Raw genomic sequence first — 24,701 nt, forward strand, 5'->3', positions numbered from 1 at the left:
AGGGGGCGATGGTCGAGCTGGCGGATTTAGTGAACAAGCTCAAGGCGGCAGGCGAGGGGACTCGCCTCCGCCTTTTGGCATTGCTCGCCGATGGGGACCATTCGGTCAAGGATCTCACCGAAATTCTCGAGCAGAGCCAGCCGCGCGTCTCACGTCACTTGAAGCTCCTGGCTGACGCCGGCCTCATCCAGCGCTATGCCGAAGGTGCCTGGGCCTATTATGGGCTTGCGCAACATGGGGAAGGCGCTGCCGTCGCGCGCTGGCTGATTGGCCGGCTTGATGCACAGGGGGTGGAGCGGCAGCGCGACATCGCGCGCCAGTCCGCCGTCCGCAGCACCCAACAGGCGAAAGCCAGCGAGTACTTCGCCCAGGTAGCCGACAGCTGGGATCTGCTGAGGACCCTCCATGTTCCCGAACAGGCTGTTGAAGCCGCGGTTATGGAGGCCCTGGAGGGGCGGGTGGTCGACCTTCTGGTTGATCTCGGTACCGGCACCGGCCGCATGCTCGAGGTCCTCTCCCCATGCTATCGGCGGGGGGTTGGCATTGATTCCAGCCGAGAGATGCTGGCTGTTGCACGGTCGCATCTCGCCAGTGCCGGCATTATCCATGCGCAGGCGCGCTTAGGAGACATTGCCGAACTAGACCCCGCAATCGGCCCTGCCGATATCGTGATGCTGCACCAGGTGCTCCACTATTTTGACGACCCGGGCCGCATGCTGGCGGAGGCGCGGCGCCTGCTGAAGCCGGGCGGGGAGATGCTGATCGTTGATTTCGCGCCGCACGATCTTGAATTCCTGCGGACCGAGCACGCCCATCGGCGGCTTGGGCTCTCGCAGCAGCAGATGAGCGGTTGGGCGGAAGGTGCAGGCCTGCGGGTCGCTGCCATTCGGGAATTTCCAGCCACAGACGACAACGGGCTGACGGTTTGCCTCTGGCGCCTCAGCGACAGGACCTGATTGGACGAGACATGCTAGACGACAACGCCCGCGCGAGCCGCCAGGTGGCCGAAAAGCGCCCACAATTGCAGATCTCGTTCGAGTTTTTCCCCCCCAAGACCGACGCCATGGAAGAACGGTTCTGGGACAGCGTGCATAAGCTGGCGCCCCTCAACCCGCATTTTGTTTCGGTGACCTACGGTGCCGGCGGCTCGACCCGTGAGCGTACCCTGCGCATGGTCAGTCGCATCAAGTCGGAAACTGGCGTGGACGCTGCAGCCCATCTCACTTGCGTGGGTGCTACCCGCGATGAGGTCGATGCAGTCGTTCGTGGATACCAGGAGGCCGGCATCAATCGCATTGTTGCGTTGCGCGGGGATCCACCGGAGGGTGTGGGCCAGCCCTTCACGCCCCATCCTGAAGGCTACCGGAATGCTGCCGAACTGGTGGGTGGCATCCGCCGCATTGGAGACTTCGACATCTCGGTTGCCGCCTATCCCGAGCGGCACCCGCAAAGCCCGGACTGGCAGAGCGACATCGACAACCTGAAGCGCAAGCTTGATGCCGGCGCCACTCGCGCCATCACGCAAATGTTCTTCTCCAATACCGACTACCTCCGATACCTCGAACGGGCGCGCGCTGCGGGCATCACGGCACCCATCGTGCCGGGCATCCAACCCATTCATAGCTTTAAGCAGATCGCCGGCTTTGCTGGGCGATGCGGTGCCTCCATCCCGGCCTGGCTGTCGGACCGGTTTGAAGGGCTTGATGAGGATCCCGAAACCCATGCCCTTGTTGCCTCGGCCGTGGCGGCTGAACAGGTCACCGAGCTGTTGGATGAGGGCGTTACCGAGTTTCACATCTACACGATGAACCGCTCGCCGCTTGCTTTGTCCCTCGCACGTATTCTCGGAAGGCGGCCAGCCACTGGCGAGCATTAACCGTCCGTTCACCATGATCTGGCGTCATCGGGTTCAGTCCGGTGTTCTAAGCGTCCGCTTTTGCGTTCAGCAACCGTTCATGTGCGGGGCTGCATCAAGGCATGGATCGCGCCGTTCCATAATACGGCCATGAAAACCGGCTCTTTCCCCGCCGAAGGGGAAAAGCAATTCGGGACGTTTTGAATATGCAGATCAATCGCCGCATCACCAATGGCCTAGCCTGGGCCGGCGCCTTTCTGGTCGTCGGCGTGCCGACCGCTGACCTCCTTTCAGCCCAGTTTCTGGGCGACGCGACCAGCCAAACCGCTTCCGTTGCGGTGATCGAGCCTGCTGGCCCGATTGCGCCCTCGCCGCTGCCTGCCTCGTCCCGTCCAGCCGCACCTAAGCCGGTGCAACTCGCTGCAGTCGAGGAGAAACCGGCAACTCCGCCAGTGGCCGAACCTGCTGCGCCGGCTCTGGAGCCCGCCCAACCACTTGAGAACACCACTGCAGCAGTAGCTGATCCGGTGGATTCCTACATCCAGTCCGGCAAGCCGCTACCCGCCTATATATCTGGCGGCGACACCCAGCCGACCAAGGTTGCAGCGGTCCCGCCGGCTTTCACCAAGACCGCCGTTACGGCTCCCGAGACTGTAGCCGCAGCCCCCGCCAGCACCGCAGCGCCCGAAAAGACTGATCCACTCGAAGTGGCATCGCTGCCAGCCAAGGCGGCCCCCATTCCCATGCCGCTGTCCATGCGCCCCAAGGCCCCAGTGCAAACCAAGGTCGCTGTGGCACCGAGCCGCGATCCGATTGTTATCCCGCCCTCAGTGGCGGCGCCGACCGTCACGGCAGCCGATCTTGAGGATTGGGAATCGGGTCCCCTGTCGGAGTTCCTGGCGCGCCGTGGGCAGCAGGGCGACCGCGTCGACGCTGGCTATGAGCCGGATGGCTTCTTCCTCGACGAAGCCCCGCAGCCGCGCCGCGTGCAGCGGGATCGTGTCATCGGGCCGGTCGACGAGTTTTTCTTCCCCTTCATGGATTAACGCCTATCGCCTATGCGCCTCGCGCGGTGGACCTGGGCCCGCCTGGGCGATAGAGTGGCGCCATCGCGCTGGCGTCGGGCACGTCTCGTGGTATCGGTTCAGGTGGGAAGCCCATGCCAAAAGACACTCATGACATGTGGCGCCGGCTCGGCGATTTTGTTGGCTCGTTCACTCGGCGTACGGGTTTGGCCGGTTCGCTCGCCGACGCCCTTGACCCCGACACCTGGCTTCCCGGCGGTCGTGATGCGGCATTCACGCTAGCGCTGATCGCCCTGGCTGCCAAGATGGCCGTTGCGGACGGCGCAGTTACCGCCTCGGAAGAGCGGGCGTTCAATGCCACTGTGGAGATCGCGCATGGCCATGAGGAGCAGGTCGAGCGGCTCTTCAACCTCGCCAAGCAGGACGTTGCAGGGTACGACGCCTATGCCCGTAAGATCGCCCGCTTCTTCGCCGACAGCCCGGCCACACTTGAGCATGTGCTGGATAGCCTTTTCTATATCGCGACAGCCGACGGGCTCGTGCATGAAGCCGAGCTGGATTATGTCCGATCCGTCAGTGACATCTTCGGCTTCGATGAGGCGCGCTTCGAGCAGTTGGCCAGCCAGCATGTGCAACTGGAAGCCGGTGTCGACCCCTATGCGGTGCTTGGGCTCTCCCATGACGCCGATGCTGCCGAGATCAAGCGCGTCTATCGCGTGCTCGTCGCCGAGCATCATCCTGATCGTCTCATAGCAAAGGGTGTGCCCGAGGATCTGATCGACGTCGCCACGGATCGGATGAAGGCCATCAATCTGGCCTATCAAGCGCTGACCAAACCGAACTCCCCACCATTATTGACGGCTGACACGTCCAGCGCTTGACGGGGCAGGGGTGGGCTCTCTACATCAGCCGAGCCAGTTGACCGGGTGGCCGCTGGCGGTATGGGTAACCTGCCGCTGGAGGAAAGTCCGGGCTCCTTCGAAACACGGTGCCGGGTAACGCCCGGCGGGGGCGACCCCAGGGAAAGTGCCACAGAAAGCAAACCGCCTCGCTTCGGCGCGGCAAGGGTGAAAGGGTGCGGTAAGAGCGCACCGGGCGACCAGCAATGGAAGCCGCACGGTAAACCCCACCGGGAGCAAGACCAAATAGGGATGACGCGGAGCTTTATGCTCCAGCCTGTTTTGAGGCCAGGTCATCCGGGTTGGTTGCACCAGGCGTCTGGCAACAGGCGTCGCAGATGAATGGCCGCCACGCGTCGCGCAAGCGGTGCCTTACAGAACCCGGCTTATAGGTCAACTGGCTCACCTGCTCGGACCGCCACCTTTTGGCGGCCCTCCACGCTAGCCGATAGGGAATTGCAACTGCACCCGCGTGCCCCCGCCCGGGCTCGTGTAGTTCACCGTTGCGCCCAGGCTGTGGGCCATCGCCTTGACGATACGGCTGCCCAGTCCGGTCCCTTTGGGTGTACCGGTGCCGTTCCAGCCGATCCCGTCGTCTTCGACGCTGAGATCAACCACATCATCGGCGAGCCGCGCGAACAGGATGCGAACCTCGCCCTGCGCCTGGTCTGGATAGGCGTATTTGATAGCATTGGTGACCAGCTCGGTCACGATCACCCCCACAGACGCGGCCTTCTCGGTGGGAATGGAGACATTGTCTACTGTGAGACGAATGCGAGCGGCGTTGCCGGAAGCCTGCATTGTCGTTTCCAACTCGGCGGCCAGGCTCGATAGATAGTCGCTGATCTGCACAGAGCGGACATCGTCGGTGCTATAGAGGTGCCGGTGCACACCCGCGATGGCCTGAATACGGGCTTGGGTTTCAGCCAAGGCGTTCTTGGCTTCACCCTCGTTCATGGCATTGGCCTGAAGACCAACCAGCGAAGCCACCATCGCCAGACTGTTGGCGACGCGGTGGTTCACTTCCCCCAGCAGCATTTCGGCACGTTCCCGCGCCTCGCGCATGTCCTGCTCGGCCGCGGCCTTGGCGCGGTTAAGTTCGAGCAGGTCGACCGCTTGCGCGATCGCGGTCCCGAGCAACTCGAGGAAATCCGCGTCCACGGTCTTGAGCACATAGTCTGCCGCACCGGCCTTGAGCGCTGAGACTGCGACCGCCGTCTCCACTGTTCCGGTGACATAGACGACCGCCGGACGATCAGAGAGATGGTTCATCTGCTCGAGGACGTCCAGGCCCGTGCCTGTGGGCAGATAGTGGTCGAGCGCCACCACGTCGATGCCGCCGGCTCGTACTCGCTCCAATCCCTCTTCACCCGTGCCGGCATGCTCGAATGCATAGCCGCGCCGCTCCATCGCCTTCTGCACCAGACGGGCAAGGCCGAGATCGTCATCGATATAGAGCACACACGGTGCGGGATTCGGCATCGCTTACTCGGTTTCTGGAACCTGAATGACCGAGAAGAACAGGCCCAGCTGCCGGATGGCATTGGCGAAGCCTTCGTAGTCCACGGGCTTGGTGATATAGACGTTGGCGCCAAGATCATAGCAGCGCTGGATTTCCCGCTGATCGTCGGTCGTGGTCAGCACGACGACCGGCGAGCGCTTGGTATGTTCGTTGCCCTTGACCTTCTCGAGAATATCCACGCCGGTCATATCGGGCAGGTTGAGGTCCAGCAGCACCAGCAGCTGGCGACCCTGGTTGACCTCACCGGTGCCATCGGGCCCCATCAGATAGGCGAGGGCGGAGGTGCCGTCCGTGAAGGAGACGATCTCATTGCTCACGCCGGCGCGGCGGATGTTCTTTTCAATCAGTCGGGCATGGCCTTCGTCATCCTCGACCATGATGATGGTGACGGGCTTGATCGGGTTGCTCATTGCGTCCTGGTCCCCAGATAGCTGCGCAGGTCGCGCGGTAAGGTGATGATGAATGTCGTGCCCACGCTCAGTTCCGAGCGCAAGGTTATGTCGCCGCCAAGGCTACGCACAACGGTGCGCACATGGGCAAGACCAATGCCTTCTCCCTGCTGGGTCTGTGTTCCAGACCGGCGGAACAGCTCGAATACCCGCTCATGATCGGTCGGCGCAATGCCCCGGCCGTTATCTTCAATCTCAATTTCAATGCGGTTTCCAGCTGCTTGGCGAGCTCGAACTGAAATCTCGAGTGGGCGGCCGGGTTCCCGGTACTTCACAGCGTTGTCCAGGAGATTGCCCAGCGCCTGCTCGAGCGATAGCCGATCCGATACGAGTCGGGGAACTGTTATGTCGGTGGTGACGCTACCACCATCCTCGGTAACCTGGTGCTGGATTGCCGAGACGGAATTCTCGACCAGCTCCTGCAGGTTGATCTGCTGAGGTCGCAACTGCCGACGACCCTCGCGCGAGATCTTGAGAATCGCATTGATCAGGCCGTCCATCTTGCGCGTTGCCGCGCGGATAAAGGTGATTGCTTCGGGCAGGTCCTCGGTGGCAGCGAGCTTGGCTTCTTTGAAAGCTGGATCGTCCTCGCCTTGTTGCTCCGCCATATAAGTGGAGAGAGTGGCGACGCTGGTCTCGAGTTCGCTGGTGAACCCCATGATGTTGACCAGCGGAGCGCGAAGGTCATGGGTGACAATATAGGCGAAGCGCTGGATTTCCTCGTTGGCCCGGCCCAGGTCTGAGGTTCGCTCGCGCACGCGCTCTTCCAGGCTTTGATTGGCTTCCTCGATCTCTCGGCGAGCGATACCCAACTCGCGCATATAGGACAAGACGATCCAGACCGAACCCGCGACGACGGCAAAAATGACGACTGCGCCAATGACCGTGATCCACCGCAGCGCATTTGTTGCGCCACGCTGGTTCTGAATGCCGTCGGCAGTACGTTGGTCGGCCGCAGCGATGATCCCGTCGAAGAAGGTGGTCGCCTCGGCCATCAACTCTTGTCCGGTGTCGGTACGGATCATAGCAAGCGCGGCCGCGGTGTCGCCTGTCTGAGCGAGATCAATGGTCCTTGCCATTTCAGCAAGCTTACCCTCGACCGCGGTCGTGATCGTGGCGACAGCATCAGCGGCCTGAGGATAAGGGCGGAGCACCAGCACCACCGTGTCCAGATATTGCGGAATGCTCGGCAACGCTTCCCAGTAAGGGTCGAGATAATGTTCTTCCCCCGTCAGTAGGTATCCGCGTTGGCTCGACTCTGCTGTTTGTAGTGCGTTGCGTAGCCCAACCACCGCAACACGGGCGGTCCGAGCTTCGGTCGTTTCATCGAACCAACGACTATTCTGCTCCACTAGCCAAATAGTCGTGCCAACAATTCCGGCAAGCGCCAGGAATCCCACGAAGAGCAGGAGCACGGTCGTGCGGATAAACGCGTGATTGGAAATCGGCAAGAAAGGCCTCCGGAGCGACGCAACTTCATGGCTCAAAGGGGCAGGTGCAGCAATAGCTAAATCGCAGCAGCTGCTTCTGCTTATCTCTCCGCCCGGCCACGAATGCGCTTCATCGGGCGCATGGGAAACAGAATCTTAAACGTCCTTGGTCAAAGTGCCCGAATGTTTACGCACCGGTCCATTGTACCGGCAGTGAGGTAGTGGCCTAGATGGGCAAGCGTTCCATGCCCGATAGCAGCTCAGGTGCTGGTCCCCATGTTCCCGTCCTGTTGGACGAGGTTCTGGCCGCGTTGTCGCCCCTGGAGGGAAGCCGCATCGTTGATGGTACGTTTGGCGCCGGCGGCTATTCGCGGGCGCTGCTGGCCGCTGGCGCTGTGGTCATTGGCATTGATCGCGATCCAAATGTCGCGCCTTTCGTCAGGGCGCTGACGGCTGACTACGCCGATCAGTTCGCATTTGTGGCTGGCACATTTTCTGAACTCGACAGCCTCACCGCCGAGCACGGTCCAATCGACGGGGTCGTGTTGGATATCGGCGTTTCCTCCATGCAGTTGGATGAAGCGGAACGCGGCTTCTCGTTCATGCGGGAGGGGCCGCTCGATATGCGCATGAGTGGCGAGGGAGAGAGTGCCGCCGACCTCGTCAACGAGCTTGAGTCCGAGGCGCTTGCCAACTTGCTTTATGCATTTGGCGAGGAGCGAAAATCCCGCCGGATCGCGCAGTTCATCGTTGCAGCGCGCGAGAACGGCCGCATCGAAACCACGACAGAACTGGCCCGGATCGTCGAGAAAGCCATTGGCCGCAAACCGGGCGACGCGCATCCCGCGACCCGAACCTTCCAGGCGCTGCGCATCGCGGTAAATGGTGAGTTCGACCAGCTGGTCGAAGGCCTCTTCGCGGCCGAACGCCTGCTACCGGAGGGCGGCCGTTTGGCCGTCGTCACCTTCCATTCGCTCGAGGATCGCATTGCCAAGCGCTTCTTCGAACCGGAGAAGGGCGGTCCGGCGCAGTCTCGCCACCTCCCCGCAGTGACGGTCGAGGAGCGCCGCTGGGATGGTCTGGTGAAAGGGGTCAAGCCTGGACCAGCGGAACTGGAGCGCAATCCGCGTGCACGTTCCGCAATCCTGCGTTCGGCTCAACGCTCTGCCGCTCCCGCACGGCCGGTGCGCTACGAGGGTCTTGGGGTGCCGCGCGTGAGGAGTGCCTCATGATCCGCCGCATCAATATCTTTCTTGTGTTGACCAGCATAGCGATGCTGGCCGGCGTGTATGCGGTGAAGTTCTCCATCGAGGATACCGCTCGTCACCGGACCGAGCTGATCGCCCTCATCGACAGCCAGGAAGGCGAGCTGTCGATCCTTAAAGCCGACGAGGCGGTGCTGAGCCAACCGGGGCACATCGAGCCCATCATCAAACGTCATGAGGTCGCTCTTGCTATGACGCCGGTTCGGCAAGAGCAGTTCGGCGCATTCGAGGCACTGCCCATGCGACCGGCAAAACCGAACACCGAAGCTATGGATTCGCTCTTCCTCTCGCTTGAGGCAGGCGTAGATCCGATAGCTGCAATTCTGGAACTCGAGGGGATCGAATAATGGCCCTTCTCACCGAACCACTCGGCGGCACTATCGCGCTTGAAGGGGCACGCAAAGTCCGCGGCAATCTAACCCAGGCGCGGATCCGCTGGATGATCCTGGCCATGGTCCTCGGCTTTGGCTTGGTCGGAGGGCGGCTGGTGCAACTGGGCATGGTCGTGCCCGATCACAGCATTGAGGGTCAGACTCGCGATGTGATCACCGCGACGCGCCCGCCGATCCTCGATCGGAATGGTCTTGAAATGGCCGTCGATATCCGCGTGCCCTCCCTCTTTGCCGAGCCGCGCCGCATTATCGATGTGGAGGAGGCCGTCCGGGACCTCAGAACCGTACTGCCTGATCTCAAGGAAGATTGGCTTCGTGACCGGCTAACCGGCGACAAAGGGTTCGTCTGGGTTCAACGCGAACTCACCCCGGCGATCCAGGAGCGCGTGATGCGGCTGGGCATCCCCGGCGTTGACTTCATCACGGAGTCCAAGCGCTTCTACCCGGCGATGAGCGAAGCGAGCCACATCCTGGGGTCAACCAATATCGACAACCAAGGTATCGCCGGTATTGAGCGTCACATGGACAGCGAAAACGTTGCGCTGCTCCAGGATCTCGGCCTCGCCCGCGGCAATGCGCTGGCGCCGGTGGAATTGTCCGTGGACATGCGCGTCCAACACGTCATGCACGAGCAGCTCAGCGATGCCATGACCCGCTATCAGGCGATTGCCGCTGCCGGTGTGATGATGGATGTCCATACCGGCGAGATCGTCGCGATGGCCTCATTGCCCGACTTCAACCCCAACGAGCCTGCGACGGCGCTGGTCAAGGACACCTTCAATCGTGTTACCTCGGGCATTTTCGAGCCCGGCTCTACCTTCAAGACAGTGACAGTTGCCGGGGCTCTGGACAGCGGCGCCGTATCGTTGACCGACCAGTTCGATGCCCGTTTCGGTATTCGCTTTGGGCGCTTCACCATTGGCGACTTCCACGGCAAGCACCGCATTCTCAGCCTGCCGGAGGTCTTCAAATATTCCTCCAACATCGGCACCATCCGCATCATGCAGGCGATGGGCAAGGATAATTTCCGCGAGTTTTTAACGCGCATGGGCTTTGATGAGCGGGTGCCGTTCGAACTTCCTGAGATGCGCCTTCCCGCCGTCCCCGAGACGCTTTCGGAGGTTGGCGCAGCGACCGTTTCCTTTGGACACGGCCTTTCGGTTTCGCCACTCCATCTGGTTACCGCTTATGCAGCGTTCTCCAACGGCGGCAATTACGTGCCGCCCACCCTCTACAAGCGGGATGCGACCGAAGCGCAGCAACTCTATCGCCGTGTCGTCAGTCCGCAGACGAGCGAAGCCATTCGGTACCTCATGCGGCTCAATGCGCTCGAGGGCTCGGGCTCGCAGATGAACAAGGCAGCCGCCGGCTATCGCGCCGGTGGTAAGACCGGCACTGCCGAAAAGGTCGTGGATGGCCGGTACTCCTCCAATAAAGTAACCAACTTCTTTGCTTCCGCCTTTCCGCTCGACAATCCGCGCTATGCCATGGTCATCATGGTCGATGAGCCCAAGGCCGAAAACCCGCAGTCCGGCACGACAGCCGGCTGGAATGCCGGCGCCATTACCGGGCGCATCGTGCAGCGGGTTGCGCCCATGCTTGGCATTGCGCCAGACTTCTCTGAGGCTATAGACCTCAACCTCGTTCCACCCGCACTCAGATAGATCCAGAAGGTTTCGTCGCGTGTCACTCAGCGTAACCCAATTGCTCGAAGGTTCCGGCGCCCGCCCCAAGAAGGGGCTCGGCGCGGTCTTTGGCCTGAACTCCGATAGCCGCCGGATCGAGCCGGGTGACATCTTCTTCGCCTTGCCGGGCGCCAATTCGCACGGCAATTCCTTTGTCGCCGAGGCGGTACGCCGTGGCGCCCTGGCGATCATCAGCGATCAAGCGCCGGTGGGGGATCCTGGTGTTCCGGTCATCATCGTCAAGGATGTGCGGGCTGCCTATGCCCGTGCCGCCTCGCGCATCTTTGAGCCGCAACCCGAGATCACCGTTGGTGTGACCGGGACTAACGGCAAGACCTCCGTTGCCTCGTTCGTGCGGCAGATCTGGACCTATTCGGGCATTCCCGGCGCCAGCATCGGCACCTTGGGCGTGGATACCGCTACTCGCCACATCGATGGAGCGCTCACCACCCCAGACTCCCGTACACTGCATCAGTCCCTGCGCGCGCTTAAAGCCCAGGGGATCGATCACGTCGCGCTGGAAGCATCCAGCCACGGCCTCGACCAGCGGCGCCTCGACGGCATCCATTTCGAAGCTGTTGCTTTCACCAATCTCAGCCGCGACCACCTCGACTATCACAAGGACATGGACGAGTACCGCAATGCCAAATTGCGTCTCTTCACGGACCTCCTGGTCGACAGCGGGCCGGCGGTCGTCAATGTCGACGACCCCGAGCACGAGCCTTTCATGTTCGCCGCGCTCAGTGCCAGCGCAACCCTGCTCACGGTCGGGCGGGAAGGCGCCTATATCGAAATCCTCTCCATTAAGCCCGAGGGCTACGGCCAGCGCGTCGAGGTGCGGCACGTCGGCGAAAAGACGAGCTTCCACCTGCCGCTCACCGGCGAATTCCAGGTGTCCAACGCGCTGATCGCTGCTGCGCTCGCCATGTCCAGCGGCGTAGACAAGACGCAAGCCTTTGCAGCCTTGTCCGAACTGCAGGGCGCCAAGGGCCGGCTTGAACTGGTTGGCGCGCCGAACGGGGCTGCCGTGTTTATCGACTATTCGCACAAGCCGGTGGCGCTCGAGTCCGCGCTCGCATCCTTGCGCCCCTATGCCAAGGGTAAATTGCGCCTTGTCTTTGGCGCAGGTGGTGATCGCGACAAAGGCAAGCGCCCCATGATGGGCGAGGTCGCCCAGCTTATGGCGGACGATGTGATCGTCACCGACGACAACCCCCGCACCGAAGATCCCCAGACCATTCGCTCCGAGATTCTGGCCGCCGCCAAAAGCGCGCGCGAGATCGGCGACCGCAAGCAGGCAATCACCGAAGCAGTGAAATCGCTGCAACCGGGCGACGTCTTGTTGATTGCAGGCAAGGGGCACGAAGATTATCAGATCATCGGAACCACGAAACACCACTTCTCCGACCATGAGGTCGTGGCGGAGGCAATGAAGGGGCTCTGATGCCGAAACTGTTCACGGTCGACGAACTCCTGGCCGCAACCGGTGGCCGCGTAGAGGGTGAGGTCGGAACAGCCATAGGCTCGATATCCATCGACTCGCGCGAGTTAGGGCCCGATGCCTTGTTCGTCGCCATCAAGGGCGACCGGTTCGATGGACATGATTTCGTCGACACGGCACTCGCCAACGGCGCCGCCGCGGCGCTGGTCACCGAAGGCAGGAGCCAAGGACCTGGCCGCGTCGTCGTTCCCGATGCCTTGGAAGGCCTGTGTGATCTAGCGCGTGCAGCGCGGACCCGCAGCCGTGCCATGATCGTCGGTGTGACCGGCAGCGTGGGTAAGACGACCACCAAGGAAGCCTTGCGCACGGTCTTTGAAGCCGTCGGGTCGACGCACGCCTCCATCAAGAGCTTCAATAATCACTGGGGCGTGCCCTTGATGGTGGCCCGCATGCCCGAACAGACGCAGTTCGGCGTCTTTGAAATGGGCATGAGCGGGCCCGACGAAATCCGTCCGCTGTCCCAGTTGGTGCGGCCGCACATCGCCGTGATCACCACGATCGCTCCGGCACATATCGAGGCTTTCGGATCGCTGGATGGTATCGCGCGCGCCAAGGCGGAAATCTTTGCGGGCCTAGAACCCGGCGGGACGGCGGTGCTCAACTGTGACCATGAGCAGATCGACCTCTTGCTCGCGGAGGCGAAAGCCGCCGGCGTACAATGCGTGGTGACCTATGGCTTTGCGGAGGGGGCGGACTGGCGGATCACCAAGATACAAACCGCAGCCGACCGAACCTTCGCTACCGTTGAACATGAAGGCGCTCAGCACGAACTGGTACTCAGCGTGCTCGGTCGCCACATGGTCGCCAACGCCACGGCTGCTCTTGCCGTCGCCACCCTTGCCGGACTCAAACCCGAAGTAGCGCTCGGCGCGCTTTCCCGGTTTGGTGCGCAGCCGGGCAGGGGGCAACGCCTCGTTCTTGGCCCCGCCGACAGACCGCTTCTGCTGACGGACGAGAGCTACAACGCCAACAGCGCGTCCATGGCAGCCGCCCTAGAGGTCTTTGCGGGGCAGCAGGCACCTGGCGGCAAGAAGGTGCTGATCCTGGGCGACATGCTGGAGTTGGGCGAACAGAGCCCAGCCTTTCACGCCGATCTTGCTCCGGCAGTGGCTTCTTCCGGCGCGGATCAGGTGTATCTCGTCGGCCCGGCAATGACTGCACTGGCCGATGCGCTGGGGCCAGGCCGTGTTGCGGCGCACACACAGACGTCCAAGGAGATGGGGGAGATTGTTCTGAACGCGCTTGCCTATGGCGACGGAGTTATGATCAAAGGCTCCAACGGGGTGGGGCTAGCGGGTATCGTTGAGGCGATCCGCTCTCGTTTTGGCAACGACTGACTCACCCAGCGAGGACATCTCCCCACAATGTTGTACTTTCTCGGCCAGCTGGGTGACTCGTTCGCGGCTTTCAACGTCTTCCGCTACATCACCTTCCGCACCGCGGGAGCGGTGATTACGGCCCTCTTTTTCGTTTTCCTGTTCGGCCCGGGCATGATCGCGCTGCTGCGCCTCAAGCAGGGCAAGGGCCAGCCCATCCGCGAAGATGGTCCGGCCGGTCACTTGCTGACCAAAAAGGGCACCCCCACCATGGGTGGGCTGATGATCCTCTCCGGAACTGTGGTCAGTACGCTCTTTTGGGCCAACCTCACCAATGGCTATGTGTGGGTGGTCCTCTTTGTCACCGTCGGCTTTGGCGCCATCGGCTTTTACGACGACTTTCTCAAGGTCAAGCGCATGAGCCATGCCGGGTTCGGCAGCAAGCAACGTCTTGCGCTTGAAGCCCTCATTGGCGCCATCGCCGCCTACGTCATTTCCCAGCTTGCCGCAGAGCCGCACCAGACGTCTTTGCTCTTCCCCTTCGTCAAGGATTTAGCGGTCAATCTGGGCTACTTCTTCATCCTTTTTGGCGGTTTCGTAATTGTCGCGGCCGGCAACTCGGTCAATCTTACCGATGGCCTTGATGGACTGGCGATCGTGCCCGTGATGGTGGCGGCGGCCTGTTTCGCGCTGATTGCCTATCTGGTGGGAAGTGTGAACTTCTCGGACTACCTCCTGCTCAACTATGTGCCCGGCACTGGCGAACTTTCGGTCGTCTGCGGCGCGCTTATCGGCGCCGGTCTGGGCTTCCTCTGGTTCAACGCACCTCCCGCACAAATCTTCATGGGCGACACCGGCTCGCTGGCGCTGGGCGGCGCATTGGGATCCATTGCCGTCGCCACCAAGCACGAGATCGTTCTTGCCATCATCGGCGGCTTGTTCGTGCTGGAGACGGTATCGGTGATTGTGCAGGTCACCTCGTTCCGGCTCACGGGTAAACGTGTCTTCCGGATGGCGCCGATCCACCACCACTTCGAGCATCTGGGCTGGACCGAGAGCCAGGTGGTGATCCGCTTCTGGATCATCAGCTTCGTGCTGGCGCTGATTGGGCTGAGCTCACTCAAGCTGCGTTAGAGTCGCAGAACGCAACTGCGCTTGGCAAATCGGTAACCATCGGGCTGCTACAACTCGCTCTAGTTTGTATCGAGTTGTTCGGGCTTGCCCATGATGTTCTCCCGTGCCGAAAAAACGCCCTTGGCCGAATGGTGGTGGTCGGTTGACCGGGAGCTGCTAGGCGCGCTCATCCTCCTCCTCACCTGTGGCATGGTGCTGAGCTTCGCTGCCAGCCCTCCGGTGGCCGAGCGTATCGGCCTCTCGCAATGGCACTTCGTTATCCGGCATGCCATTTTTTGCCTCCTGGCCGTGCCAGTGCTGCTTGCCACCTCGCTGCTCAACCATCGACAGGCGCGCATCGCAGCCCTAGTGACGCTGGTCATCAGCGTCCTTCTTCTTTGGGCGACGCTGCGCTTCGGCTCCGAGGTGAAGGGCGCCCGGCGCTGGATTTCACTGGCCGGCCAGTCCATCCAGCCCTCCGAATTTGTGAAGCCCGCCTTCGCCGTCATCGGGGCATGGCTGGTTTCGGAATATATGGTCCACCGTAATGTGCCCGGTCGGATTATGGCAACGGGCATCATGTTTGCCATTGTTGCGGCACTCCTGCTCCAACCCGATATTGGCCAGACGGCGCTGGTGCTGGCCACCTGGGCGATCCTCCTCTTTATCTCGGGCATTTCCTGGTGGATCATTTTTGGTTTGGCAGGTGCCGCTGCCGGGCTGTTGGTCGGCGCCTACTTCTTTTTCCCCCACTTTTCCCGCCGTATCGATACCTTCATTAACCCGGAGGGCGGCGGCAACACCTACCAGATCGACCGCGCGTTGCAGTCGCTGCTCGAGGGCGGCTGGTTTGGTCGTGGTCCTGGTGAGTCGATTGCCAAAAAGCTCATCCCCGACGCCCATGCCGACTATGTTTTTTCGGCCGCGGCGGGTGAGTTCGGCATCCTGTTCTGCATGGTGCTGGTGGGGCTCATCGCCTTTATCGTGATCCGCGCAATGCTCGGCGCACAACGGCAGGCGAGCCTCTTTGCTCGGCTCGCAGCTTCGACACTGGCGGTTCAGTTTGCCATGCAGTCGGGCATTAATCTGGCGGTGAACCTAAATTTGATCCCGCCCAAGGGCATGACCTTGCCCTTCGTTTCCTACGGCGGAACTTCAATGATTGCAGTCGCGTTCGGCATGGGACTGATGCTGGCGCTGACGCGCACCAAACCCGAAGAGCGCATGGCTACTGGACTTCCCGGCTACCGTAGTGCCGTCGTGGCACCCGCAGAATGAAGAAGTTCGTTCTGATCGCTGGCGGTACGGGAGGTCATCTCTTCCCGGCAATGGCTTTGGCCCAGGAGTTGGTGCGGCGTGGCCACACCGTCGAGTTGATGACCGACCACCGGGTCGAAAGCTACGGCTCGGACTTTCCTGCCAGCACGATCCACATCGTGCCGTCAGCCACCCCATCGCTGCGCAATCCGCTGAAGTTCGTCAGCGCGGGAACCAAGATCACCGGTGGTATCGCCGTTGCCTTTCGCAAGCTGCGCGCCAGCAAGCCTGATTGCGTGGTCGGCTTTGGAGGTTACCCCACTTTCCCGCCATTTGTTGCCGCGAGCCTCTTGGGAATCCCCGGCATACTGCACGAACAGAACGCGGTGATGGGGCGTGCCAATCGTGCGCTCGGCCGATTCGCAGACATGCTGGCGATGAGCTTTGCCAGAACCAAATTCGCTGATGCGCTGAGCCTCGACACCGTTCTCACCGGCAACCCGGTCAGAGACCGTGTCCGCGCGGTCGCCAACACGCCTTACCCATCATTGGGAGGCGATGGGCCTATCCGCCTCGTCGTTTTCGGCGGCAGTCAGGGTGCCAAGGCTCTGTCGGACATTGTACCGGCGGGCATTGCGCTCCTGCCAGAGCCTTTGCGCCAGCGCCTTCGTATCGTGCAGCAGTGCCGTGCAGAGGATCTTGATCGAGTGGCCGAGGTCTACCGGCAGGCCAAGATCAATGTCGAACTTGCCTCGTTCTTTGGCGATTTGCCCGAACGCATGGCGCAGAGCCACCTGGTTATTGGGCGTTCCGGTGCTTCGACCATTGCAGAAGTCACAGTCCTTGGCCGGCCCACTGTCCTTGTGCCGCTCCCCGGTGCCCTGGACGCGGACCAAAAGAACAACGCCCTTGTGGTCGAGGCCGCGGGAGCCGGTTGGATAGAAGAGCAGGCCACGCTCACGCCGCAATCTCTGTGCACTCGCCTCACGAACCTGTTAACCACCCCTGATGCGCTGACCAAGGCCGCCGCTGCGGCCCGCAGCTTGGGGCAACCCCGCGCCGTAGAGAAACTCGCTGACATTGCCGAGATGCTCGCAGGCAAGGGAACGAGCGAAATGGAAGCCAAACTATGAAGATGCCGCGCAACATTGGACCGGTCCATTTTATCGGGATCGGCGGCATCGGCATGAGCGGCATCGCCGAGATCCTGCATAACCAGGGCTACACCGTGCAAGGCTCCGATGCTGCCGCCAACCCGAACGTGCAGCGTTTGCGCGACATGGGCATCAAGGTTGCGATCGGGCAAAGCGGCGACAATCTTGGCGCCGCCGAAGTCGTCGTGGTCTCCACGGCCATCAAGAAGGACAATCCCGAACTGGTGGCGGCGCGGGCGAGGGCGTTGCCGATCGTGCGACGCGCCGAGATGCTGGCCGAGATCATGCGGTTCAAGACTGCCATTGCCATTGGCGGCACTCACGGCAAGACCACGACCACGACCCTGGTGGCCACGCTACTCGACGCCGGCAATCTTGATCCTACCGTCATTAATGGCGGCATCATCAATGCCTATGGCACCAATGCCCGGCTGGGTGGTGGCGAGTGGATGGTGGTGGAGGCCGACGAGAGCGACGGGACCTTTGTCAAACTGCCCGCCGACGTAGCGGTCGTCACCAATATCGACCCCGAACATCTCGATCATTATCGCGACTTCGACGGCGTGAAGCGCGCTTTCCGCCAATTCGTCGAAAATGTGCCGTTCTATGGCTTCGCCGTCATGTGTCTCGACCATCCCGAAGTGCAGGCGCTGGTCGGGGACATCCGCGACCGCCGCGTCATCACCTATGGCCGCAATCCGCAAGCCGACGTTCGCCTTGTGGACCTCGAGAACATCGACGGCGTGCAGCGCTTTTCAGTCGAGATCCGCGACCGCATCCGGCAGACGCAATTGCGCATCGATGGGCTGGAATTGCCCATGCCCGGCGAGCACAATGCCCTCAATGCGGTTGCAGCCATTGCGGTGGCCGACCAGTTGCATGTCCCCGCCGAGGCCATCCGCAAGGGGCTCAAGGGCTTCTCCGGCGTCAAGCGGCGCTTCACCAAGACGGGCGTTGTTGGTGGTGTCACCATCATCGACGACTACGGTCACCACCCTGTAGAGATTTCCTCGGTGTTGCGCGCGGCGCGCCAGTCGGCCAAGCGCGACGTTATTGCCGTGGTGCAACCGCACCGCTACTCGCGCCTGCACGATCTCTTCGATGACTTCGCCGCCTGCTTCAATGACGCCGACACAGTTGTTGTGGCGCCCGTTTATGCAGCCGGCGAGCAGCCGATCCCCGGTGTGACCCATGAGGAACTCGCCGCTCGCATTCGTGCCCGCGGACACCGTGATGCTCGGGTGCTCGACAAGCCGGAGGATCTGGCGGCGCTGATCGCCAGCCGGGCAGAGAAGGGCGACTATGTGGTCTGCCTGGGCGCCGGCAACATTACGCAATGGGCCATTAGCCTTCCCACCGAACTGGGTGCGCTGACCGGACAGCAGCCGGAATGATCGACCTCCACAGGAATGCTTGCAGAGGAGCTGGCTGAGCATGGCTAAACACGTCGCTGTCCTGATGGGTGGGTGGTCCAACGAACGCCCCGTTTCTCTCGCTTCAGGTGCCCAGTGCTCCGCCGCCTTGCGCCGGGCGGGTTACACCGTCACCGAAGTTGATGTCGGCCGCGATCTCGCGCAGGTACTTACCCAGCTCAAGCCTGATGTGGCTTTCAACGCGCTCCACGGCCCCTTCGGTGAAAGCGGCATGGTGCAAGGTCTGCTCGAACTTCTGCAGATCCCCTATACCCATTCCGGGGTGCTCGCTTCGGCCCTGGCCATGGACAAACACCAGGCCAAGATCGTGCTCAAGGCTGCCGGTGTGCCCGTCACCGACCATGTGGTCGTTAGCCGCGAGGATGCTGCGCGCGACCATGTCATGGCGCCGCCCTATGTGCTCAAGCCCATTTCCGAGGGCTCGAGCTTCGGGGTCTTCATCGTCAAGGCTGGTACATCGCACCCGCCACAGGAGATCCTAAGGGAAGACTGGAATTGCGGCGAGGTGGTGATGGCCGAGCGGTACATTCCCGGTCGCGAACTGACCTGCGCCGTGATGGGCGACGTGGCGCTTGGCGTCACCGACATCGTGACCGACCTCAGCTTCTACAATTACGAGGCAAAGTACGCTAACGGCGGGTCAAACCACATAATTCCCGCGCAACTGAAACCAAAAATTTACGACAAAGTACAGAAGATGGCACTGGCCGCTCATGCGGCTCTCGGCTGCCGTGGCGTGACGCGAACGGACTTTCGCTACAACGAGGCAGCAGGCGAGGACGGTGAACTTGTCTGCCTGGAAATCAACACCCAGCCGGGGATGACGCCGACTTCGCTGGTGCCCGAACAGGCTCTCTATGCCGGGCACTCCTATGAAGAACTGGTCTCCTGGATGGTGGAGGACGCGAGTTGCAACAGGTAAAGAGCGAGGCCTTTCTCGCTGGCGCGCGGTTGGTCGATCCGCGGGCGCTGCCTGTTCCTGTCCGCTCACCGCGCCGCAAACTCGCCGGCAATATCGGGCGGGCCTGGATTCTCCACCGAACCGGTATTTTGCGTGCGGCAACCGCACTGGCGGTCGTTGCGGGCCTGGGTCTGGTTTACCAGGTGCGTGAACCAATTCTGGACGGTGGTGCCATCGTCGGAGAGGCTATTCAGGGTCGCTTCGCTGCAGTTGGCCTTGCTATCGGGGAAATCTCGATTTCGGGCCAGGCGCTCACCAGCGAGCAGGCGATCTTTGATGCGCTGGGTGTTGAGCCGCACACTTCCACCCTCGAGTTTGACGTTGAAGCGGCCCGCCAACGTATTGCCGAACTGCCGGCAGTGGATGCGGTGACCGTTCGCAAGACCTATCCGGGCGATCTTGTCGTCACCATCACCGAAAAGGTTCCGGTGGCGCGCTGGCGTGTGGATGGCATCACCTTTGTGGTCGACGGCAGCGGTGAACAGATCGGGGAAGATCGGGGCGCCTATGGCGACCTACCGCTGGTGGTCGGCGATGGTGCCAATGACGACGCCATGGTGATGATCCGCGCGCTTGACCAGTTTCCCGTGCTCAAGGAGGATCTGGTGGCGCTCTCGCGCATTGCCGACCGCCGCTGGGATCTCATCTATGACACCGGATTGCGCGTGCAATTGCCTGAACTGGGCGTCGCTCAGGCATTGCGCCGCCTCCACAGCTACCAGGCTGACTATCAATTGCTTGATCGCGACGTGACGATCATCGACCTCCGGGTCGACCGGATCGTGGCGGTCAGGCCGACCCCCACCGAAGAAGACCAAGAAACCACCTCCCCATGATGACCGATGCCATGACGTCCAGGCTTCGCCCCGTACAGCCGGGCAAAACCACTCTGGTGGCCGTGCTCGACATCGGCTCCACCAAAATATGCTGCGTGATCGCCCGCCTGACCCCACGCCCGGAAGGCAAGTCGCTCAAGGGACGGACGCACCAGGCCGACGTCATCGGCTTCGGCTACGGTCCTTCCGCCGGGGTCAAGAGCGGGGTCGTCACCGATATTGAAAAGGCCGAGCACGCCATTCGCACCGTGGTGGGCATGGCCGAGCGCGCGGCCGGGCTGACACTGGAGTCAGTCATCGTCAACGTGACGGCCGGCCGGCTTGGCTCCGAGACATTCTCGGCAGCTGTCTCGCTGGGCGGCCAGGAAGTGGAGAAGAGCGATATCCATCGCGTCCTGCGCGCGGTCAACGAACGGTCGGTGCGGCCCGAACGCTCGATCATCCACGCCTTGCCGATCGGCTACTCGATCGATGGCCAGAGGGGCATCCGCGATCCCAAGGGCATGGTGGGCGAAAAGCTCGGCGTCGATGTTGCCGTGGTCAGCTCGGAAACGCTTGCCATGCGCAATCTCGAACTGGTGCTCCACCGCTGCCATCTGCAGATTGAAGCGCTGATCGCCACGCCCTATGCCGCGGGTCTTGCCACCCTCGTCGACGACGAAGCGCAACTGGGCGTCGCCTGCATCGATTTTGGCGGTGCGACCACCACCGTTTCAGTCTTCAATGACGGTCATCTGGTCTATGCCGACGCGATTGCCATCGGTGGACATCACCTGACACTGGATCTGGCGCGCCAGCTCTCGGTCAGCGTTGCCGACGCCGAGCGGCTCAAGACCTTCTATGGCTCCGTGCTGCCGGGACAAGCCGACGAGCGGGACATGATCCCCATTCAGCCGGTCGGTGCCTCCCACGACGAGGCGCCGGGGCAGGTGGCCCGTTCGGTGCTGACCCGCATCATGCGGCCGCGCATCGAGGAAATTCTCACCGCCGTGCGGGACCGTATGCAGGCCACCGGCATGATGGACGTGTGTGGCCGCCGGTTCGTCCTGACCGGCGGCGCGAGCGAAATGACCGGCCTGCCCGAAGTGGCGCGCCGGACGCTCGCCCGCAACGTTCGCAACGGCCGCCCCATGGGTATCGCCGGTCTGCCGGAGATGGCCAAGGGCGCAGCTTTTGCGACCGTTGCCGGCATGCTCATCTACCCGCAGATCTGCGCGCAGGAATATGTGGAGCCGCGGGGCACGCGCAAGTTGACCGGAACAGACGGCTACTTCGCCCGCGTGGGTAATTGGCTCAAGACCAGCTTCTAGCTGGCCATCCACCAACTCAGGTCCACCTCATCGCCCAGTGTGTCGATGAGGTGCCGGCGCGTTGCCGCCTCGAAAGCACTCGGCCAGACAACACCCAGCCGGCCGGCCATGCCTCTCGCTAATGGCAGGAACACCTTGGTGACCCCAATACTGGCGTGAAGCACTTCATTCCGGCTCGGCGCAGGGTAGGGGAGCGAGCAAAGTATTGACATCTGTTCGGGTGTGAGCAGCGTGGAGAGGTGGAGGATGCCACCGGCGTCGGGCAGCGATACTTCCTCCATGAAAAGTCCCTGGACCATGTCCCGAAGGAGCCCCGTGCCCATCACCCCGGTCACATACTCCCCGCGGGCAAGCACCACTGGGGTCAGCCCCAGCACGCGGATGAACTCGTTGATCAGATAGTACACCCTGCCGGCATTCGGCGTCTTTTCTGGTAAGCTTGCCGGAAGCGCGCCATAGAGCCCGTCCCGATCGATCAAAGGCTGTAGCAGGTTTTGGGCTCGCCCCCTGAAGCGCGTGGGGTCCGTAAGGACCAGATCACACCGCAGCCATTCATGAGTGACCGCATTGAGAATGAGGCCATCGCGGTGGAGTTCGTTCCAGAAGACCACCGGCGTGATCTGCTCAAAGAGCGAACGCCATTGATCGGCAAGCCATCTCTGCTGGTCTGGTTGAGCAACGGCGACAAGATCGACATCGCTCCACTCATCGCCCGCACTACGCCCCAGACTGCCGCCGACAAAAAGGCCTCGCACTGCCTCAAGGGGCTCGAGAGCTGCCTTGGCAGCGTCGATCAGCTCGCTGTGGTTCATCGCTTCCTCCCTGCGCAGCCTAGCTGCGCAGGGGACGGGTGCAAGGGCAATCATGTTCCCGCATAGGCTCTTTCTATGGCGGCCACATCGATCTTGCGCATGGTCATCATGGCTTGCATGGCCCGCTGCGCGCCTTCTCTGTCTGGCCCGGTCAACGCCTGGGGAAGTTGCTTGGGTGTCACCTGCCAGGACAGCCCAAACCGGTCCTTGCACCAGCCGCACATGCTTTCCTCGCCGCCGCCGCTGGTCAGCCGCTCCCAAAAATAGTCGGTCTCTTCTTGTCCATCGGTTTCGATGGCGAAGCTGATTGCTTCGGTGAACGGTCGATTGGCTTTATCACCGCCATTGAGCAGCAAGAATTTCTGCCCCTCGAGCTCCAGGATGGCGGTGAAGGCGGGTTGGTCGGGACCGTGGCGCACCGTGTCGTGCACTTGGGCGTTCTTGAAGGTAGCAGTATAGAAATCAATGGCTTCGTCGATGCGATCGTCGAACCAGAGGCAGGGCATGATCTTGGTCATTTCGCTTCTCCGTGTGACTTGATGCATGCACGACGATTTCGCAGCGCCAGTTTCGACACTCCAAGTTGGCATAGTTAAAGAAGCATCAAACTCGTAACCGGTTGGTGTCGCATTTTGCGTTCACGTTAACACCGCTGAGACAATTGTTAGGCTCCGGTTAACGAATGGCGGCGTAAATATTTACCAACACGCCACCATGGGTTCAGTCATGACCATCAATCTTACAATCCCGGACATCCAGGAACTGAAGCCCCGCATTACCGTTTTCGGTTGCGGCGGCGCAGGCGGCAACGCCGTTAACAACATGATCGAGTCCGGCCTCGATGGCGTGGATTTCGTCGTCGCGAATACGGATGCTCAAGCTCTTGCGCTTTCCAAGGCGCAGCGCATCATCCAGCTGGGCGTCGGTGTTACCGAGGGCCTCGGCGCCGGATCGCACCCCGAAGTGGGTCGCGCTGCCGCTGAAGAAAGCTGGGACGAGATCAATGACCACCTCTCCGGCTCCCATATGGTGTTCATCACCGCCGGCATGGGTGGCGGCACCGGCACTGGCGCAGCGCCTGTGGTGGCCCGCGCTGCCCGCGAGCAGGGCATCCTCACCGTTGGCGTGGTGACCAAGCCATTTAACTTCGAAGGCAATCGTCGTGCCCGTCTGGCCGAAGACGGCATCGACGAGCTGCACCGGCACGTCGATACGCTGATCGTCATTCCCAACCAGAACCTCTTCCGCGTCGCCAACGAGAAGACCACCTTTGCCGACGCCTTCTCCATGGCCGACCAGGTGCTGTTCTCCGGCGTCGCCTGCATCACCGATCTGATGGTCAAGGAAGGCCTGATCAACCTTGACTTCGCCGACGTGCGCGCCGTGATGCGCGGCATGGGCAAGGCGATGATGGGTACTGGCGAAGCCTCCGGTGAAGACCGCGCCCGCCACGCTGCGGAAGCGGCCATTGCCAACCCGCTGCTTGACGATGTGTCGATGCATGGTGCCCGTGGCCTGCTGATCTCCATCACCGGTGGTCCCGACCTCACCCTCTATGAAGTGGACGAGGCCGCCAGCCGCATCCGCGAGGAAGTCGACGTCGACGCCAATATCATTCTGGGCGCTACCTACGACCCGAACTTGACCGGTACGATCCGCGTTTCCGTTGTCGCGACCGGTACCGACGCCACCATGGTGCAGGCACTCGAGCCCGCCAAGCCGCACGCCTCACGCACGCCGCTGGAAGTCCGCCGCCATGTGCCGGTCGAGCCGACCCGCGTCGCCACCGAGCGCCAGACTGCCGAGCGTTCAGCTCCCGTCGTTATGCAGGAAGAGATCGAGCACCAGGTCGAGGCAGCCGTTGCCGAGGCCATCCACTTCGACGCGCCGGCTCCTCAGCAGCACGCTCATGAAGACGACGGTGTTTTCGTCGAGCCCTTCATCCCTGCTGCCGAAAGCATGCATGAAGAAGAGCCGACTCACGTCGAGGACACACCTGTTCCGAGCGCTTATGTGCCCTCTCAGGTCGCGCGTCCCGATGGTCAGCGTCGTATGCCCCGCACGGAGGAGCTTCCCGTTGTTGCTCGCCGGACACAACAGGCTGAGGAAACACAGAACGGCGAACCCCGCAATGCGCGTGCCCTCTTCAAGCGCCTCGCTTCCAATGTGGGTCTGAGCCTGGGTCAGCAGCAGCCTGTTGAACGCGCTGAGCCGGTCTATGCTGCCGGCGATGATGCCGCTGCTCGCAACGCCATTGAGGCAGGTGGCGCAAGGACTTCGCGGGTTTCCGCTCCTGTGGACGGCGCCCGTGGTCAGCTCGACGCACAGGGTCGTCAACCGGCTGCGGCGCCACAAAAAGAGCACCTCGAAATTCCGGCCTTCCTGCGCAAGCACGGGTAGGACGGCTCAAGTGAGCTCCTGAAACGACACTCGGCGCGGCTTTCGCGCCGAGTTTTTTTTGGCTAACACACCATCAGTGCTGCCGA

Annotated in this window: 22 protein-coding genes and 1 other RNA gene; 18 read left to right on the plus strand and 5 right to left on the minus strand. The window is 62.0% G+C overall.

From position 1 onward, the window contains the following. Nucleotides 1-8 precede the first annotated feature (8 nt). From QOV41_RS07005 to rnpB, 5 genes are all read left to right on the plus strand, one after another. The gene (locus tag QOV41_RS07005; RefSeq protein WP_284580424.1) at nucleotides 9-956 is read left to right on the plus strand and encodes a metalloregulator ArsR/SmtB family transcription factor; all 948 of its coding nucleotides are present in this window, start codon (nucleotides 9-11) and stop codon (nucleotides 954-956) included. A gap of 11 nt (nucleotides 957-967) precedes the next feature. Then, on the plus strand, nucleotides 968-1,876 hold the full coding sequence (metF, locus tag QOV41_RS07010) for a methylenetetrahydrofolate reductase [NAD(P)H] (protein WP_284580425.1): 909 nt from the start codon (nucleotides 968-970) through the stop codon (nucleotides 1,874-1,876). Nucleotides 1,877-2,061: 185 nt separating this feature from the next. Then, entirely contained in the window at nucleotides 2,062-2,901 is an 840-nt protein-coding gene (locus QOV41_RS07015; RefSeq protein ID WP_284580426.1) for a hypothetical protein, read from the plus strand. Between the two features lie 113 nt (nucleotides 2,902-3,014). Then, on the plus strand, nucleotides 3,015-3,761 hold the full coding sequence (locus tag QOV41_RS07020) for a DnaJ family molecular chaperone (RefSeq protein WP_284580427.1): 747 nt from the start codon (nucleotides 3,015-3,017) through the stop codon (nucleotides 3,759-3,761). A gap of 33 nt (nucleotides 3,762-3,794) precedes the next feature. Beyond that, nucleotides 3,795-4,184, plus strand: an RNA gene (gene rnpB / locus QOV41_RS07025) — RNase P RNA component class A. A 36-nt stretch (nucleotides 4,185-4,220) separates the two neighbouring features. Here rnpB and QOV41_RS07030 read toward each other — a convergent pair. Genes QOV41_RS07030 through QOV41_RS07040 form a run of 3 tightly spaced genes read right to left on the minus strand, consistent with a single transcriptional unit; the run spans nucleotide 4,221 to nucleotide 7,201 of the window. After that, nucleotides 4,221-5,261, minus strand: coding sequence for a histidine kinase dimerization/phosphoacceptor domain -containing protein (locus tag QOV41_RS07030; protein ID WP_284580429.1), 1,041 nt, complete (start codon nucleotides 5,259-5,261; stop codon nucleotides 4,221-4,223). 3 nt (nucleotides 5,262-5,264) lie between these two features. After that, nucleotides 5,265-5,711, minus strand: coding sequence for a response regulator (locus QOV41_RS07035; RefSeq protein WP_284580430.1), 447 nt, complete (start codon nucleotides 5,709-5,711; stop codon nucleotides 5,265-5,267). After that, on the minus strand, nucleotides 5,708-7,201 hold the full coding sequence (locus tag QOV41_RS07040) for a sensor histidine kinase (protein WP_284580432.1): 1,494 nt from the start codon (nucleotides 7,199-7,201) through the stop codon (nucleotides 5,708-5,710). The genes QOV41_RS07035 and QOV41_RS07040 overlap by 4 nt, the downstream gene beginning before the upstream one ends. Nucleotides 7,202-7,410: 209 nt before the next feature. Here QOV41_RS07040 and rsmH point away from each other — a divergent pair, with 209 nt between their 5' ends. The 12 genes from rsmH (at nucleotide 7,411) to ftsA (ending at nucleotide 21,403) form a co-directional block, all read left to right on the plus strand. Continuing rightward, nucleotides 7,411-8,412 (plus strand): 16S rRNA (cytosine(1402)-N(4))-methyltransferase RsmH, encoded by a 1,002-nt coding sequence (gene rsmH, locus QOV41_RS07045; RefSeq protein ID WP_284580434.1) that lies wholly within the window; start codon nucleotides 7,411-7,413, stop codon nucleotides 8,410-8,412. Continuing rightward, the gene (gene ftsL / locus QOV41_RS07050) at nucleotides 8,409-8,792 is read left to right on the plus strand and encodes a cell division protein FtsL (RefSeq protein WP_284580435.1); all 384 of its coding nucleotides are present in this window, start codon (nucleotides 8,409-8,411) and stop codon (nucleotides 8,790-8,792) included. Before rsmH ends, ftsL begins: the two co-directional genes overlap by 4 nt. Beyond that, nucleotides 8,792-10,501, plus strand: coding sequence for a peptidoglycan D,D-transpeptidase FtsI family protein (locus tag QOV41_RS07055; RefSeq protein WP_284580436.1), 1,710 nt, complete (start codon nucleotides 8,792-8,794; stop codon nucleotides 10,499-10,501). The genes ftsL and QOV41_RS07055 overlap by 1 nt, the downstream gene beginning before the upstream one ends. Before the next feature lie 19 nt (nucleotides 10,502-10,520). Beyond that, nucleotides 10,521-11,966, plus strand: coding sequence for a UDP-N-acetylmuramoyl-L-alanyl-D-glutamate--2,6-diaminopimelate ligase (locus tag QOV41_RS07060; protein ID WP_284580438.1), 1,446 nt, complete (start codon nucleotides 10,521-10,523; stop codon nucleotides 11,964-11,966). Continuing rightward, nucleotides 11,966-13,360 carry a UDP-N-acetylmuramoyl-tripeptide--D-alanyl-D-alanine ligase gene (locus QOV41_RS07065; protein ID WP_284580439.1) on the plus strand — a complete coding sequence of 465 codons (1,395 nt, stop codon included), beginning with the start codon at nucleotides 11,966-11,968 and terminating at the stop codon, nucleotides 13,358-13,360. Before QOV41_RS07060 ends, QOV41_RS07065 begins: the two co-directional genes overlap by 1 nt. Before the next feature lie 27 nt (nucleotides 13,361-13,387). Next, the gene (mraY, locus tag QOV41_RS07070) at nucleotides 13,388-14,473 is read left to right on the plus strand and encodes a phospho-N-acetylmuramoyl-pentapeptide-transferase (protein WP_284580440.1); all 1,086 of its coding nucleotides are present in this window, start codon (nucleotides 13,388-13,390) and stop codon (nucleotides 14,471-14,473) included. 93 nt (nucleotides 14,474-14,566) lie between these two features. Further along, nucleotides 14,567-15,730: an FtsW/RodA/SpoVE family cell cycle protein gene (locus QOV41_RS07075; RefSeq protein WP_284581211.1), complete on the plus strand. Its 1,164-nt coding sequence runs from the start codon at nucleotides 14,567-14,569 to the stop codon at nucleotides 15,728-15,730. Beyond that, nucleotides 15,727-16,842, plus strand: coding sequence for an undecaprenyldiphospho-muramoylpentapeptide beta-N-acetylglucosaminyltransferase (gene murG, locus QOV41_RS07080; RefSeq protein ID WP_284580442.1), 1,116 nt, complete (start codon nucleotides 15,727-15,729; stop codon nucleotides 16,840-16,842). The genes QOV41_RS07075 and murG overlap by 4 nt, the downstream gene beginning before the upstream one ends. Continuing rightward, a complete protein-coding gene (gene murC, locus QOV41_RS07085) occupies nucleotides 16,839-18,257 on the plus strand; it encodes a UDP-N-acetylmuramate--L-alanine ligase (protein ID WP_284580444.1) in 1,419 nt (472 codons plus the stop codon). The genes murG and murC overlap by 4 nt, the downstream gene beginning before the upstream one ends. A gap of 40 nt (nucleotides 18,258-18,297) precedes the next feature. Further along, nucleotides 18,298-19,218: a D-alanine--D-alanine ligase gene (locus QOV41_RS07090; RefSeq protein WP_284580445.1), complete on the plus strand. Its 921-nt coding sequence runs from the start codon at nucleotides 18,298-18,300 to the stop codon at nucleotides 19,216-19,218. Continuing rightward, nucleotides 19,206-20,093, plus strand: a complete 888-nt coding sequence (locus QOV41_RS07095) for a cell division protein FtsQ/DivIB (protein WP_284580447.1) — start codon at nucleotides 19,206-19,208, stop codon at nucleotides 20,091-20,093. The genes QOV41_RS07090 and QOV41_RS07095 overlap by 13 nt, the downstream gene beginning before the upstream one ends. After that, complete coding sequence (ftsA, locus tag QOV41_RS07100; RefSeq protein WP_284580449.1) at nucleotides 20,090-21,403, plus strand: cell division protein FtsA; 1,314 nt, start codon at nucleotides 20,090-20,092, stop codon at nucleotides 21,401-21,403. The genes QOV41_RS07095 and ftsA overlap by 4 nt, the downstream gene beginning before the upstream one ends. Here the strand turns inward: ftsA and QOV41_RS07105 are convergent. Further along, entirely contained in the window at nucleotides 21,400-22,215 is an 816-nt protein-coding gene (locus QOV41_RS07105; RefSeq protein ID WP_284580450.1) for a hypothetical protein, read from the minus strand. The two genes, ftsA and QOV41_RS07105, sit on opposite strands and share 4 nt — an antisense overlap. A 50-nt stretch (nucleotides 22,216-22,265) precedes the next feature. Then, the gene (locus tag QOV41_RS07110; RefSeq protein ID WP_284580452.1) at nucleotides 22,266-22,733 is read right to left on the minus strand and encodes a VOC family protein; all 468 of its coding nucleotides are present in this window, start codon (nucleotides 22,731-22,733) and stop codon (nucleotides 22,266-22,268) included. A gap of 208 nt (nucleotides 22,734-22,941) precedes the next feature. On the opposite strand from QOV41_RS07110, the gene ftsZ reads away from it, so the two are divergent. Next, the gene (gene ftsZ / locus QOV41_RS07115) at nucleotides 22,942-24,615 is read left to right on the plus strand and encodes a cell division protein FtsZ (protein ID WP_284580453.1); all 1,674 of its coding nucleotides are present in this window, start codon (nucleotides 22,942-22,944) and stop codon (nucleotides 24,613-24,615) included. The last annotated feature ends 86 nt before the right edge of the window (nucleotides 24,616-24,701 follow it).

Source organism: Devosia sp. RR2S18 (genome assembly GCF_030177755.1).
Classification (GTDB): Bacteria; Pseudomonadota; Alphaproteobacteria; order Rhizobiales; family Devosiaceae; genus Devosia; species Devosia rhizosphaerae.

What these genes read in the sequence shown, in the direction of transcription:
- QOV41_RS07105 (WP_284580450.1), bottom strand. Translation starts at nt 22,215, where the DNA reads ATGAACCACAGCGAGCTGATCGACGCTGCCAAGGCAGCTCTCGAGCCC.
- rsmH (WP_284580434.1), top strand. Translation starts at nt 7,411, where the DNA reads ATGGGCAAGCGTTCCATGCCCGATAGCAGCTCAGGTGCTGGTCCCCAT.
- QOV41_RS07035 (WP_284580430.1), bottom strand. Translation starts at nt 5,711, where the DNA reads ATGAGCAACCCGATCAAGCCCGTCACCATCATCATGGTCGAGGATGAC.
- ftsZ (WP_284580453.1), top strand. Translation starts at nt 22,942, where the DNA reads ATGACCATCAATCTTACAATCCCGGACATCCAGGAACTGAAGCCCCGC.
- QOV41_RS07075 (WP_284581211.1), top strand. Translation starts at nt 14,567, where the DNA reads ATGTTCTCCCGTGCCGAAAAAACGCCCTTGGCCGAATGGTGGTGGTCG.
- ftsL (WP_284580435.1), top strand. Translation starts at nt 8,409, where the DNA reads ATGATCCGCCGCATCAATATCTTTCTTGTGTTGACCAGCATAGCGATG.
- QOV41_RS07110 (WP_284580452.1), bottom strand. Translation starts at nt 22,733, where the DNA reads ATGACCAAGATCATGCCCTGCCTCTGGTTCGACGATCGCATCGACGAA.
- QOV41_RS07090 (WP_284580445.1), top strand. Translation starts at nt 18,298, where the DNA reads ATGGCTAAACACGTCGCTGTCCTGATGGGTGGGTGGTCCAACGAACGC.
- QOV41_RS07020 (WP_284580427.1), top strand. Translation starts at nt 3,015, where the DNA reads ATGCCAAAAGACACTCATGACATGTGGCGCCGGCTCGGCGATTTTGTT.
- murG (WP_284580442.1), top strand. Translation starts at nt 15,727, where the DNA reads ATGAAGAAGTTCGTTCTGATCGCTGGCGGTACGGGAGGTCATCTCTTC.
- QOV41_RS07065 (WP_284580439.1), top strand. Translation starts at nt 11,966, where the DNA reads ATGCCGAAACTGTTCACGGTCGACGAACTCCTGGCCGCAACCGGTGGC.
- QOV41_RS07005 (WP_284580424.1), top strand. Translation starts at nt 9, where the DNA reads ATGGTCGAGCTGGCGGATTTAGTGAACAAGCTCAAGGCGGCAGGCGAG.
- murC (WP_284580444.1), top strand. Translation starts at nt 16,839, where the DNA reads ATGAAGATGCCGCGCAACATTGGACCGGTCCATTTTATCGGGATCGGC.
- QOV41_RS07030 (WP_284580429.1), bottom strand. Translation starts at nt 5,261, where the DNA reads ATGCCGAATCCCGCACCGTGTGTGCTCTATATCGATGACGATCTCGGC.
- metF (WP_284580425.1), top strand. Translation starts at nt 968, where the DNA reads ATGCTAGACGACAACGCCCGCGCGAGCCGCCAGGTGGCCGAAAAGCGC.
- ftsA (WP_284580449.1), top strand. Translation starts at nt 20,090, where the DNA reads ATGATGACCGATGCCATGACGTCCAGGCTTCGCCCCGTACAGCCGGGC.
- QOV41_RS07055 (WP_284580436.1), top strand. Translation starts at nt 8,792, where the DNA reads ATGGCCCTTCTCACCGAACCACTCGGCGGCACTATCGCGCTTGAAGGG.
- QOV41_RS07015 (WP_284580426.1), top strand. Translation starts at nt 2,062, where the DNA reads ATGCAGATCAATCGCCGCATCACCAATGGCCTAGCCTGGGCCGGCGCC.
- mraY (WP_284580440.1), top strand. Translation starts at nt 13,388, where the DNA reads ATGTTGTACTTTCTCGGCCAGCTGGGTGACTCGTTCGCGGCTTTCAAC.